Source organism: Xanthomonas sp. AM6, from assembly GCF_025665335.1.
Taxonomy (GTDB): Bacteria; Pseudomonadota; Gammaproteobacteria; order Xanthomonadales; family Xanthomonadaceae; genus Xanthomonas_A.
This window is the reverse complement of the sequence record NZ_CP106869.1, coordinates 1,484,127-1,497,131: the sequence shown is the minus strand read 5'-3', so window position 1 is coordinate 1,497,131 and position 13,005 is coordinate 1,484,127. Positions and strand designations below refer to the sequence as shown.

The window sequence follows — 13,005 nt, the reverse complement described above, 5'->3', positions numbered from 1 at the left end:
CCGTCCCACCCCGCTTCCTGGTGCACCCATGCGCTAAAGCTGGCCATGCTCGTTGGAGCATGGCTTCCGCTCGCGCCGACGGCGGCCGCCCTGCAGCCGGACAAGCAGTTCAACCACTACGAACGCCAGCGCTGGGGCCTGGAACAGGGGCTGCCGCAGCTGAGCGTGCAGGCCTTCGCCCAGGACCGGCAGGGCTACCTGTGGATCGGCACGATGGGCGGGCTGGCGCGCTTCGACGGCGTGCGCATGACCACCTTCGGCGAGAGCGCCCCGGCGCACCTGCCCGGGCCGATGATCAAGGCCCTGCACGCCGATCCTGGCGGCGACCTGTGGATCGGCACCTACCGCGGCTTGGCGCGCTACCGCGACGGGCGCTTCAGCAATCTGCTGCCGCAGGATCCGCAGGCGCCGCTGCTGAACATCGAGGCGATCGCGGTCGACGCGCAGGGCACGGTGCTGGTCGCGGCGCAGGACGGGGTCTACGCCGTGGTCGGCGAGAGCCTGCGCCTGCGCCACCGCATCGCCGACGGCGCCTACGCCCTGCTGCCGCGCGGCCGCGAACTGTGGGTCGGCACGCGCGGCGCGGTGCTGCGCTTCGCCGCCGACGGCGACGATGCGCCGCTGCCGCTGCCGGCCGACGCGCGCGAGGCGCCGGTACGGCAACTGCTGGACGCGCAGGGGCGGCTGTGGGCCGGCAGCCGCGACGGCCTGCTGTTCCGCCGCGACGGCCGCTGGCAGCGCCTGTCCGGCGACCCGGCGCTGGCGCGGCGCTCGGTGGAAGCGCTGTACCAGGACAGCGACGGCAACCTGTGGGTGGGCCTGCCCGGCTACCTGCTGCGCATGCGCGACGGCGGCATCGTCGAGCAGTACGCCGAAAGCGACCAGGACGCCGGCGCCAGCGCGATCTACGAGGATCGCGAACGCAACCTGTGGCTGGGCAGCCGCTGGAAGGGCGCGACCCGGCTGTGGAACGGATGGACCCGCCGCTACAGCCGCGACGAAGGCCTCGGCAACGCGCTGGTGTGGACGCTGGCGCGCGATCCCGACGGATCGGTGTGGGTCGGCACCGACAGCGGCCTGGCGCGGCTGCGCGATGGCCGCTACCAGCAGGTGCTGGGCCGCGACCAGCTGCCCACCGACACGCCCTACACCTTGCTGGCCGAGCCCGGCCAGCTGTGGATCGGCAGCCGCCGCGGCGCGGCGCTGTACCGCGACGGGCGCGCCACCTCGCCGCCGCTGCTGGCGCCGCTGCGCGAGTTGCAGGTCAGCGGCATCGTCCGCGACCGCGCGCAGCGCCTGTGGTTCGCCAGCAGCGACGGCCTGTTCCGCAGCGACGGCGTCCGCCTGCACCGCTACGGCACCAGCGACGGCCTGCGCGATCCGCGCATCCGCCTGATCCACGAGACCGGCGACGGCCGCCTGCTGGTCGGCACCCAGGCCGGCCTGTACGAACTGCGCGACGAGCGCCTGGTGCCGCTCGCCGACGCCGGCTCGGCGCTGGCCGACGCCGACGTCACCGCCGTGCACGAATTGCCCGGCGGGCAATGGGTGGTCGGCACCCTGTCCGAACAGCTGTGGGTGTTCGACGGCAAGCGCTGGACCGCGTTCGGCGCACACGACGGGCTGCCGGCCAACGCCGCGTTCTTCATCGCCGACGACGGCCACGGCAGCCTGTGGGTGGCCGGCCTGCGCGGCGTGTACCGGATGCCGCTGGCCAGCCTGCTCAAGCGCATCGAGGTGCCGGCCACGCCGCTGCAGGCCGAACTGCTGCTCAACGAGCGCGGCCAGCGCCATGGCGGCGTGCAGGGCCTGTGCTGCAACGGCGCCGGCAACGGCAAGGGCTTCATCGACAACGGCACGCTGTGGCTGCCCAGCCGCGACGGCGTGGTGAGCATGGACACCGCCGGCATCGTCAAGAACCCGGTGGCGCCGCTGCCGGTGGTGGAGCGGATCCGCGCGCAAGGCCGCTGGATGGCGCCGCAGGCGCTGCGCGACGCGCCGCTGCCGGCACAGGCGCGCGACCTGGATTTCGAGTTCACCGCCGCCTCGTTCCAGGCCCCGGAGAACGTGGAACTGCGCTACCGCCTGCTCGGCTACGACACCCAGTGGCGCACCCTCGACGACATCCGCCAGCGCGTGGCGACCTACACCAACCTGCCCGGCGGCGACTACGTGTTCGAGGTCACCGGCAGCAACAACGCCGGCGTCTGGGCGCCGGCGCCGGCGCGGCTGCCGCTGCGGATCCGACTGCGCTTCCAGGAGACGCTGTACTACAAGCTGCTGCTGGGGCTGGGCGTGCTGGCGCTGCTGCTGCTCGGCGTCCGCATGGCGCGCATGGTCAACCAGCGCCAGCGCCAGCGGCTGGAGCGCGAGGTACGCAAGCGCACCGAGGCGCTGCAGGCCGCCAACCAGCGCCTGCAGGAGGCCAGCTTCACCGACGACCTGACCCAGTTGCGCAACCGCCGCTACCTGTCGCTGCACATTCCCAGCGACATCGCGCTGTACCGGCGCATGGCCGCCAACGACCAGGACATGCTGTCCTCGGGCATGCTGTTCGCGCTGATCGACATCGACCATTTCAAGGCGATCAACGACAGCGGCGGCCACCACACCGGCGATGCGGTGCTGCAGCAGATGGCGCAACTGCTGGTCAAGCTGACCCGCGAAAGCGACTACGTGGCGCGCTGGGGCGGCGAGGAATTCCTGCTGGTGCTGCGCTCGGCGCCGCGCGAGAACCTGACCGTGGCCGCCGAGCGCCTGTGCCGGGCGATCGCCGCGCACCGCTTCACCCTCGACCAGGGCCGCCAGGCCCAGGTCACCTGCTCGATCGGCCTGGCCGAATTCCCGTTCGTGCACGACCCCGACGGCCGCCTGGGCTGGGAACAGCTGCTGATCCTCGCCGACCGCGCGCTGTACCAGGCCAAGGCCAAGGGCCGCAACGGCTGGGCCGCGTACCGCCCGGTGCTGGGCACGCAGGCCGAGCAGGTGCTGGCGGCGTTGCACGAGCCTGCCGAACGCATGCAGCACCACGCCTGCCTGAGCCTGGTGCACTGCGCCTGCTGAGCGCGTTGACGCCGCAGGTGCCGGGCCTGGGCTAGAGTCGCGGCGTCTCCCCGCAGGTCTTCCCGTCGCATGCGCCGACCCATTGTGCTCCTCGCCGCGCTCGCCGCCGCCTCGCTGCTGCCGCCATGCCAGGCCGCCACGCCCGCACCGCGCTACGGTCCGCAGCTGGAAGGCTTCGACTACCCGTACCCGGTCGCGCACTACGCCTTGGACTCGCAACGCCAGTCCCTGCAGATGGCCTACCTGGACGTGGCGCCGACCGGCGCGCCGAACGGGCGCACGGCGGTCCTGCTGCACGGCAAGAACTTCTGCGCCGCGACCTGGGAAGACACCATCGCCGCGCTGAGCGCACGCGGCTTCCGCGTGATCGCGCCGGACCAGATCGGCTTCTGCAAGTCGAGCAAGCCGGCCGCCTACCAGTTCTCGTTCGCGCAGTTGGCCGCCAACACCCACGCGCTGCTGGAACACCTGGGCATCGCGCGCGCGGTGGTGGTCGGCCACTCGATGGGCGGCATGCTGGCGGTCCGCTACGCGCTGATGTATCCGCAGGCCACCGAACACCTGGCCCTGGTCAACCCGATCGGGCTGGAGGACTGGAAGGCGCTCGGCGTGCCCTGGCAGAGCGTGGATGCGTGGTACCGCAGCGAAATGAAGACCGACTTCGACAGCATCAAGCAATATCAGCTGCGCACCTACTACGCGGGCCAGTGGACGCCCGCGTTCGAACGCTGGGCGCGCATGCAGGCCGGCATGTACGCCGGCCCCGGCAAGCAGGCGGTGGCCTGGAACCAGGCGCTGACCTACGACATGGTGTTCAACCAGCCGGTGGTCCACGAACTGCCGCAGCTGAAGGTCGCCACCACGCTGTTCATCGGCCAGAAGGACACCACCGCGATCGGCAAGGCGCTGGCGCCCGACGCGGTGAAGGCGCGGCTCGGCGACTACCCCGCCCTGGGCAAGCGCGCCGCCGCGGCGATCCCCGGCGCCCGGCTGATCGAATTCGCCGACCTGGGCCACTCGCCGCAGGTACAGGACCCGCAGCGGTTCAACGCCGCGCTGCTGGAAGCGCTTTCGCGCTGAGTCCTCGCGCGCCGGGCGCGACGCGCGTCCGGAGCCGGCGCGCGTGATGCTTGCGCTCTGCAACATCGGCCGCCCCGCAGCCGCACTGCACGGGCTGCGGAACCAACGTTGTCACCGATAAATGGGATGGGAACCCCGATTGCTCGTCGCGGGGAATTGACAACGTTATCACCAGCGGTCAACCGTCCCCTCCCGGCACTGCACCCGCGCCACGCAACGCAGCGCAACGCGCAGGTACCAGGGGAACGCAACGACAGGGGAAGGTCCGGCTGTTCCGGAAGAAGCAGTAACCACACCGCACAGGACAGGAGGTTTCACCATGAACGTGAAATACGCTCTACCGTGGCTGTTGTGCTGTTCCGCCCTCATCGGATTCGCGCCGCAGGCACGGGCGCAGTCGGTGTCCTGCAGCGGCATCGCGCAATGGGATGCCGCCAGGATCTACCAGAGCGGCGACAAGCTGGTCTTCCAGGGCAAGCTGTACCAGGCCACCACGCAGATCTGGAACGCCGCGCCCAACTACTGCACCAGCTGCGGCTGGTACCAGGAACTGGGCACCTGCAGCACCACCGCCAACCAGCCGCCGAGCGTGGCCCTGACCGCGCCGGCCAGCGGCGCCAGTTTCGCCAGCGGTGCGGCGATCACCGTGTCGGCGAACGCCACGGATGCGGACGGCAGCATCGCCAAGGTCGAGTTCTTCCGCGGCGGCACCTCGCTGGGCAGCGACAGCAGCGCGCCCTACAGCGTCACCTGGAGCAACGCCAGCGCCGGCAGCCACCAGCTCACCGCCGTGGCCACCGACAACCAGGGCGCCAGCGCCACCTCCGCGGCGCGCAGCATCACCGTCACCGGCACCGCGCCCACCGACACCACGCCGCCGAGCGTGCCCACCGGCCTGGCGTCCAGCAGCCAGACCAGCAGCAGCGTCACCCTGTCGTGGAACGCCGCCAGCGACAACGCCGGCGGCAGCGGCATCGCCGGCTACCGCGTGTACCGCAACGGCGCCCTGGTCGGCTCGCCGACCGGCACCGCCTACACCGACTCGGCGCTGAGCGCCGACACCAGCTACAGCTACCAGGTGGCCGCGCGCGACAACGCCGGCAACGCCTCGGCCAACAGCGCGGCGCTGAGCGTGCGCACCAGGCCGTCCGGCAGCGGCGGCGGCAAGCGCGTCATCGGCTACTTCGTGCAGTGGGGCATCTACGGCCGCAACTACCAGGTCGCCGACATCGAGAAGAGCGGCTCGGCCAACTACATGACCCACATCAACTACGCCTTCGGCAACGTGCGCAACAACCGCTGCGAAGTGGGCGTGGTGCAGCCGTCCGACCCCAACACCGGCGCCGGCGGCGACGCGTTCGCCGACTACACCAAGGCGTTCGCGGCCGCGCAGAGCGTCGACGGCGTGGCCGACACCTGGGACCAGCCGCTGCGCGGCAACTGGAACCAGCTGAAGAAGCTCAAGGCCAAGCACCCGGGCCTGAAGGTGCTGATCTCGCTGGGCGGCTGGACCTGGTCGCGCGGCTTCGCCAGCGCCGCGCGCCCTGAGAACCGCCAGGCCTTCGTGGCTTCGTGCATCGACGCCTACATCCGCGGCAACCTGCCGGTCACCGACGGCGCCGGCGGCGCAGCGGCGGCGGCCGGCGTGTTCGACGGCATCGACATCGACTGGGAATATCCCAACGCCTGCGGGATCAGCTGCGGCAGCGCCGAGGATCGGCAGAACTTCACCGCGCTGCTGGCCGAGTTCCGCCGCCAGCTCAACGAGGTCCGCTCCGGCCTGCTGCTGACCGTGGCGGTGGGCGCCGGCGTGGACAAGATCCGCGCGACCGACCCGGCGCAGTACCACCCGTCGCTGGACTACATCAACGTGATGACCTACGACTTCCACGGCGCGTTCGAGCCCACCACCAACCACCACTCGGCGCTGTTCGATTCGCCGGCCGATCCGTCCACCGGCGACCAGCGCTACTACAACAGCAACGATGCGATGCAGGCGTTCCTGGATGCCGGCGTGCCCGCAGCCAAGCTCAATCTCGGCATCGGCTTCTACGGGCGCGGCTGGACCAACGTGCCCAACGTCAACAACGGCCTGTACCAGAGCGGCAGCCCGGCGCCGGGCACCTACGAGGCCGGCATCGAGGACTACAAGGTCCTCAAGAACGCGGCCGGCACCTCGCACACCGACAGCGCCGCCGGCGCGCACTGGAAGTACAACGGCAGCACGTTCTGGAGCTACGACACGCCCGGCGTGATCACCCAGAAGATGGGCTACGTGAAGGCGCAGGGACTGGGCGGCGCCTTCTTCTGGGAGTTCAGCGGCGATGCGCCGCAGGCGGAACTGGTCAAGGCGGTCAGCAACGGCCTGCAATAGGCGGCGCAGCGACGCCCTCCACCCGAACGAAACGCCGGCGCAAGCCGGCGTTTCTCTTTGCCCGTCCCGATACGGGGGCGAGCGCCGTCGCGGAGCGGCCGCTCAGTCGGCGGCGATGCGCAGCACGTCGTCCAGCAACGCCGCGGCGGTCACTTCGGCGCCGGCGCCCGGGCCCTGGATCAGCAACGGCTGGCGCAGATAGCGGTCGCTGTGCAGGGCGACGCGGTTGTCGGTGCCGGCACCGCTGGCCAGCGGATGGTCCAGCGGCAGCTCGCGCAACGCCACCGACGCCCCGTCGGCGTCGAACCGGCCGACGAAGCGCAGGCAGGCGCCGTTCGCGCGCGCCTGCGCCAGGCGCGCGGCCAGCGGCGCATCCAGCGCCGACAGCGCCGCGTCCACCGCGGCCGGCGCCGCCGCGGCCAGTGCCGCCGGCAGCAGCGACTCCACCTGCACCTGGTCCGCGCGCAGCGGCAGCCCGGCGGCGCGCGCCAGGATCAGCAGCTTGCGGCGCACGTCCTCGCCGGACAGGTCCTCGCGCGGATCCGGCTCGGTATAGCCGGCCGCCGCGGCCTCGCGCACGCAGTCGGAAAACGCGCGGGTGCCGTCGTAGCGGTGCAACAGCCACGCCAGCGAGCCCGACAGCACGCCCTCCACCACGTGGATGTGGTCGCCGCCGGCGACCAGCGCGCGCAGGCTGCTCAGCAGCGGCAGGCCGGCGCCGACCGTGGCGCTGTCGCCGTAGTGGGTGGCGCCGGCGTGCCGCGCCGCCTCGATCTGCTGCGCGCGCTCCAGCGCCGCGCCGCGCCCGAGCTTGTTCGCGGTGACCACGTGCACGCCGCGCGCCAGCCACTGCGCATGCCGCTGCGCGACGGCGTCGCTGGCCGTGGCGTCGACCAGCACGTCGCCACGGCGCAGGTCGTCCAGCGCAAGGGCCTGCGCCTGCGCGCCGCGCGGGGCGGCGTTGGCCGCGTCCAGCGCCTGCGCGGCGGCATCGGGCAGGCACGCCTGGCGCGTGCGCGAATTGGCCAGCCAGGCGAAGGCCGGCAGGCCCGCGCGCCGCTGCCGCAAGGCCTGGTAACGCGCGACGAAGGCGCGGCCGACGGTGCCGGTGCCGAGCAAGGCCAGCCGCGGCGCATGCGGCGCCGAGACGGCGTGCCGCTGTGGCGCCAGTGCGTCGTCGGCGAGACGGCTCACGCGTCCACCCGTTTGCGCGCCAGCGCCTCGCCGGCCTGCTGCGCACGCAGCAGACCGGCCTGCAGGTCGGCGATCAAGTCTTCGCTGGACTCGATGCCCACCGACAGGCGCAGCAGGCCGTCGCCGATGCCGGCACTGGCGCGCGCCTCGGCGGTCATCGCCGCATGCGTCATCGACGCCGGATGCGCCACCAGACTCTCCACGCCGCCCAGCGATTCGGCCAGGGTGAAATAGCGCAGGCCGTCGACGAAGGCGCGCACCTCGGCCTCGCCGCCGGCCAGCTCGAAGCTGATCATCGCGCCGAAGCCCTGCTGCTGCCGTGCCGCGACCGCATGCCCCGGATGCGTGGCCAGGCCCGGGTAGTAGACCTGGCTGACCGCCGCATGCCCGTCCAGCAGCGCCACCACCGCCTGCGCGTTCTCCTGGTGCACGCGCAGCCGCGCGTCCAGCGTGCGCAGCCCGCGCAGGGTCAGGAACGCATCGAACGGCGAACCGGTCAGGCCCAGCGCGTTCGCCCACCACACCAGTTGCTGGTGCAGCTCGGCATCGGCGGCGATCACCGCACCGCCGACCACGTCGCTGTGGCCATTGACGTACTTGGTGGTGGAGTGGATGACCAGGTCGGCACCGAAGGCGATCGGCTTCTGCAGCGCCGGCGACAGGAAGGTGTTGTCGACCACCGCCAGCGCGCCGGCCTTGTGCGCGGCATCGATGACGAAGCGCAGGTCGGTGATGCGCAGCAGCGGGTTGGACGGGGTCTCGATCAGCACCAGCTTCGGCGACTGCGCCAGCGCCTCGGCCAGCGAGCGCGGATCGGTCAGGTCGGCGGTGATCAGGTCGAAGTGGCCCTTCCTGGCCAGCGCGTTGAACAGGCGCCAGCTGCCGCCGTAGGCGTCGTGCGGCACCACCAGCTTGTCGCCGGGCTGCAGCAGCGCGTTGAGCACCAGGTTGATCGCGCCCATGCCGGTGGCGGTGATCACGCCGCCGGCGCCGCCTTCCAGCTCCGCCAGCGCCTCGCCGAGCAGGTCGCGGGTCGGGTTGCCGCTGCGGGTGTAGTCGTACTGGCGCTTGTTGCCGAAGCCGTCGAAGCTGAAGTTCGACGACAGCACGATCGGCGGGGTCACCGCGCCGTAGGCGGTGTCGCGGTCGATGCCGGCGCGCACCGCGGCGGTGGCGGCGCTGCAGGGCAGATCGTTGTCGTGGGCAGTGCTCATGCGGTAGCTCCGGTGGGGCGCAGGGCGGTGGCGAGGATCGCGTCGATGCGGTCGGTTTCTTTCAGGAAGGCGTCGTGGCCGTACGGCGAGCGCAGCACGCGCAGGCTGCCGCGCGGGCCCAGCCCTTCGACCAGGGTGACCAGGTCGGCCAGCGGCACCAGGCGATCGCCTTCGACCGCGACCACCACGGTGGGCACGGCGACGGCGGCCGGGTCGATGCGGTGCAGGTCGATGGACTCGGACAGGCGCAGGTAGGCGTTGACCTGGGTGCGCGCCACGTACTGCGCGCCGGCGGCATCCAGGTAGTCCTCGGCGGCGACGCGGACGCGGCCGTTGATCACTTCCGGCGGCGCATCGAAGCGCTCGCCGAATTCTTCCGGGGTGCGGTAGCTGAGCATCGCGAACTGACGCGCCAGCGACAGCCCGTGGCTCTCGGCGCACTGCAACTGGCCCAGCGCCACCGCACGGCGCTGCAGCGCGCGCCACGCCGCCGCGTACGGATGCGCGCGGTGCGCGCCGCTGACCGCGACCAGCCTGTGCAGCCGCTGCGGATGCCGCACCGCCAGCTGCAGGCCGACCAGCGCGCCGTAGGAATAGCCGACGAAGCCATGCAGCTGCGCGATGCCCAGCGCGTCCAGCAGCGCGGCGATCGCATCGGCCTGGTCGGCGCTGTCGATCGGCGCGTCCAGGCTGCCGTCGGCGCCGACGAAATCGAACGCCAGCAGCCGCCGCTGGCTCGGGTCCAGCGCGCGCCCGGCGGCGACCAGGCCCTCGGCCCAGCCCTTCTCGGGGAAGCTGGCGTTGGCGGCCAGATGGCGGTGCGCGGAAATGCCGCCGGCGACGAACACCACCGGCGCGTGGGCCGGGCCGGTGAGTTCGTAGCGCAGCCGCAGCAGCTGCACGCCGGCATGGCGCAGCGGCAGCGCCACCGCGGCTTCGCCGCGCAGCGCGAGCAGGCCATCGGCGGCCGGCGCCACGTCGGCGGCGTGGCGGTCGAGCGGCGCATTCACGGCAAGGGGACGGTTGGGCGTATTCACGAGGCTCATGGCGATATCCGGGGAGGAACGGCCATCGAGCTTCGCGGAGCTCGCGTTCGACGTGCGGAAGGCACGGATCGAACCATCTTTCGGCGGACGCGGTGGTCCCCGCAGGATTTGGCACCTACACGTCCGCTTGCGCGTCCGCTGGCTGCCCCGGCATCAAAGGGCCTGTCCCTCCGCCGGTCTCGATGGTGGAGCCACGATGCCAGCGTTTTCCGGCAATGTCAAATCTCTTTATTCGGATGGAGCGATATAAGGAAGCCGCGGCCGCCGCTGCCGCATACTCCGCGCTGCCACGGCGATCCCCCGCGCCGCGCCAGGAGTTCAGATGCCCGGCCAGTGCCCGGCCACCGCCACCGCCCCCGCCCGCGCCGCCGCGCTGCGGCATCCCCGCCGCGCCGTGCCGTACCGTCTGCTGCTGGCCGCCTGGCCGCTGCTGGCCACGGCGGCCTGCCTGGATGCGGCCACCCTGTATGCGTGGCGGGACGCCGACGGCATCGCCCACTACGGCGACCACGCCGCCGATCCGCAGCGCGACGCGATACCGGAACAGGCGCCGCAGGCGCACCCGCCAACGCAGATGGCCTTGGCGCGGCTGCGCCTGGAAGGCCAGCCGGCGCGCCAGCAGGCCTGGGCCGACAACCGCCTGGACGGCCCCGTGCAGGTGCAGTTGCGCTACCGCCGCGCCGACAACGTCGCCGCGGTGCCGGCGCTGCCGCTGCGCGCGGTCCTGCCGGCCCGCGGCAGCGCGCTGCTGTCGCGGCTGTACGCCAGCGACCCGCGCTACGCCGCCCCGCTCGACCTGGTGCTGGAGGCCGTGCCCGGCGATCCGGCCGCCAGGCCGCAGGACGCCCTGTACCGGCTGCCGTTCGCCGATGTCCCGGTGCGCGTGGACCAGGGCGCGGGCGGCCGCTTCAGCCACCACGACGCACAGAACCACGACGCGCTGGATTTCGCCCTGGCCGAAGGCACGCCGGTGCTGGCCGCGCGCGCCGGCACGGTGATGCAGGTGGAAGCGGGCTTCGCCGAGGCCGGGCTGGACCGCGAGACCTTCGGCGGCCGCGCCAATTTCGTGCGCGTCCTGCACGCCGACGGCAGCATGGCGCTGTACGCGCACCTGGCGCCGCAGGGCGTGGCGGTGCAGCCGGGCCAGCGCGTGGCCGCCGGGCAACGCCTGGCGCTGTCCGGCAACACCGGCCTGAGCACCGCGCCGCACCTGCACTTCGCCGTGCAGGTCAACCGCGGCATGCGCCTGGAGTCGATCCCGTTCCGCATGGCCGGTGCGCTCGGCGAACTCAAGCTGCCGCGCAGCGCCGGGGCCACGGACCCCGTGCAACCCGTGGCCGGCGCCGCGGCGCTATAATTCCGCCCTTCCCTGTTGCCGTGATCGCCCAGTGGGCGCCGTTGCCATGTCCGATGTTGCCCAGGAAGCTGCGCGCCGCCGCACCTTCGCCATCATTTCCCACCCCGACGCCGGCAAGACCACGCTGACCGAAAAGCTGCTGCTGTTCGGCGGCGCGATCCAGATGGCCGGCTCGGTCAAGGGCCGCAAGGCCGCGCGCCACGCCACCTCCGACTGGATGGCGCTGGAGAAGGAGCGCGGCATCTCGGTGACCTCCTCGGTGATGCAGTTCCCGTACGAGGGCAAGATCATCAACCTGCTCGACACCCCCGGCCACGCCGACTTCGGCGAGGACACCTACCGCGTGCTGACCGCGGTGGACTCGGCGCTGATGGTGATCGACGTGGCCAAGGGCGTGGAGGAACGCACCATCAAGCTGATGGAGGTGTGCCGGCTGCGCGACACGCCGATCATGACCTTCATCAACAAGCTCGACCGCGAGGGCAAGGACCCGATCGACCTGCTCGACGAAGTGGAGACCGTGCTCGGCATCCAGTGCGCGCCGGTGACCTGGCCGATCGGCATGGGCCAGCGCCTGAAGGGCGTGGTGCACCTGATCAGCGGCGAAGTGCACCTGTACGAGCAGGGCCGCAACTTCACCCGCCAGGACTCGACCATCTTCCCGTCGCTGGACGCGCCCGGCCTAGCCGAGCGCATCGGCGAGCAGATGCTGGCCGAACTGCGCGACGAACTGGAACTGGTGCAGGGCGCCAGCCATCCGTTCGACCTGGACGCCTACCGCGCCGGCAGGCAGACCCCGGTGTTCTTCGGCTCGGGCGTCAACAACTTCGGCGTGCAGCCGCTGCTGGACTTCTTCGCCGAGCACGCGCCGGCGCCGCAGCCGCACGCCACCACCGGCCGCGAGGTGCACGCGACCGAGGAGAAGCTGACCGGCTTCGTATTCAAGATCCAGGCCAACATGGACCCGCAGCATCGCGACCGCGTCGCCTTCATGCGCATCTGCTCGGGCCGTTTCAGCGCCGGCATGAAGACCCTGCACGTGCGCACCGGCAAGGAAGTGAAGCTGGCCAACGCGCTGACCTTCATGGCCAGCGACCGCGAGATCGCCGCCGAGGCCTACCCGGGCGACGTGATCGGCATCCACAACCACGGCACCATCTCCATCGGCGACACCTTCACCGAGGGCGAGGCGCTGTCGTTCACCGGCATCCCCAACTTCGCCCCCGAGCTGTTCCGCCGCGCGCGGCTGCGCGACCCGCTCAAGCTCAAGCAGTTGCAGAAGGGCCTGGCGCAGCTGTCGGAGGAAGGCGCCACCCAGTTCTTCCGCCCGCTGATGAGCAACGACCTGATCCTGGGCGCGGTCGGCACCCTGCAGTTCGACGTGGTCGCCTACCGGCTCAAGGACGAATACGGCGTGGACGCCAGCTTCGAGCCGGTCGGCGTGGTCACCGCGCGCTGGGTGCATTGCGACAACCCGAAGAAGCTGGAGGAGTTCCGCGAGAAGAACGCGATGAACCTGGGCATCGACGCGGCCGGCGAACTGGTCTACCTGGCGCCGACCCGGGTCAACCTGCAGCTGGCGCAGGAACGCGCGCCGGACGTGCGCTTCGCCGCGACCCGCGAGCATGCGCACAGCGTGGCGCTGGACTGATCAGGCCGCACTGAATTCCCTGGGCT

General features: G+C 71.8%; 8 protein-coding genes, 1 pseudogene and 1 riboswitch. Of the genes and pseudogenes, 6 read left to right on the top strand and 3 right to left on the bottom strand.

The window, feature by feature from the left end:
• Window positions 1-45: 45 nt before the first annotated feature.
• From OCJ37_RS06130 to OCJ37_RS06115, 4 genes and pseudogenes are all read left to right on the top strand, one after another.
• On the top strand, window positions 46-3,063 hold the full coding sequence (locus OCJ37_RS06130) for a ligand-binding sensor domain-containing protein (RefSeq protein ID WP_263112790.1): 3,018 nt from the start codon (window positions 46-48) through the stop codon (window positions 3,061-3,063).
• A gap of 69 nt (window positions 3,064-3,132) precedes the next feature.
• Complete coding sequence (locus OCJ37_RS06125) at window positions 3,133-4,143, top strand: alpha/beta fold hydrolase (protein WP_263112789.1); 1,011 nt, start codon at window positions 3,133-3,135, stop codon at window positions 4,141-4,143.
• 319 nt (window positions 4,144-4,462) lie between these two features.
• Window positions 4,463-4,873: pseudogene (locus tag OCJ37_RS06120) on the top strand (Ig-like domain-containing protein); the annotation flags it as partial.
• A 348-nt stretch (window positions 4,874-5,221) separates the two neighbouring features.
• On the top strand, window positions 5,222-6,517 hold the full coding sequence (locus OCJ37_RS06115) for a glycoside hydrolase family 18 protein (RefSeq protein ID WP_263113604.1): 1,296 nt from the start codon (window positions 5,222-5,224) through the stop codon (window positions 6,515-6,517).
• Between the two features lie 102 nt (window positions 6,518-6,619).
• Here OCJ37_RS06115 and OCJ37_RS06110 read toward each other — a convergent pair whose 3' ends face one another.
• Genes OCJ37_RS06110 through OCJ37_RS06100 form a run of 3 tightly spaced genes read right to left on the bottom strand, consistent with a single transcriptional unit; the run spans window position 6,620 to window position 9,971 of the window.
• The gene (locus tag OCJ37_RS06110) at window positions 6,620-7,687 is read right to left on the bottom strand and encodes a homoserine dehydrogenase family protein (protein WP_263113603.1); all 1,068 of its coding nucleotides are present in this window, start codon (window positions 7,685-7,687) and stop codon (window positions 6,620-6,622) included.
• 20 nt (window positions 7,688-7,707) lie between these two features.
• Window positions 7,708-8,925 carry an O-succinylhomoserine (thiol)-lyase gene (locus OCJ37_RS06105; protein ID WP_263112788.1) on the bottom strand — a complete coding sequence of 406 codons (1,218 nt, stop codon included), beginning with the start codon at window positions 8,923-8,925 and terminating at the stop codon, window positions 7,708-7,710.
• Complete coding sequence (locus OCJ37_RS06100) at window positions 8,922-9,971, bottom strand: homoserine O-succinyltransferase MetX (protein ID WP_263112787.1); 1,050 nt, start codon at window positions 9,969-9,971, stop codon at window positions 8,922-8,924. The genes OCJ37_RS06105 and OCJ37_RS06100 overlap by 4 nt, the downstream gene beginning before the upstream one ends.
• Before the next feature lie 70 nt (window positions 9,972-10,041).
• A riboswitch (SAM riboswitch) is annotated at window positions 10,042-10,160 on the bottom strand.
• Between the two features lie 133 nt (window positions 10,161-10,293).
• On the opposite strand from OCJ37_RS06100, the gene OCJ37_RS06095 reads away from it, so the two are divergent.
• Window positions 10,294-11,328: a M23 family metallopeptidase gene (locus OCJ37_RS06095; protein WP_263112786.1), complete on the top strand. Its 1,035-nt coding sequence runs from the start codon at window positions 10,294-10,296 to the stop codon at window positions 11,326-11,328.
• 46 nt (window positions 11,329-11,374) lie between these two features.
• Window positions 11,375-12,979, top strand: coding sequence for a peptide chain release factor 3 (locus tag OCJ37_RS06090; RefSeq protein WP_263112785.1), 1,605 nt, complete (start codon window positions 11,375-11,377; stop codon window positions 12,977-12,979).
• Window positions 12,980-13,005 lie beyond the last annotated feature (26 nt).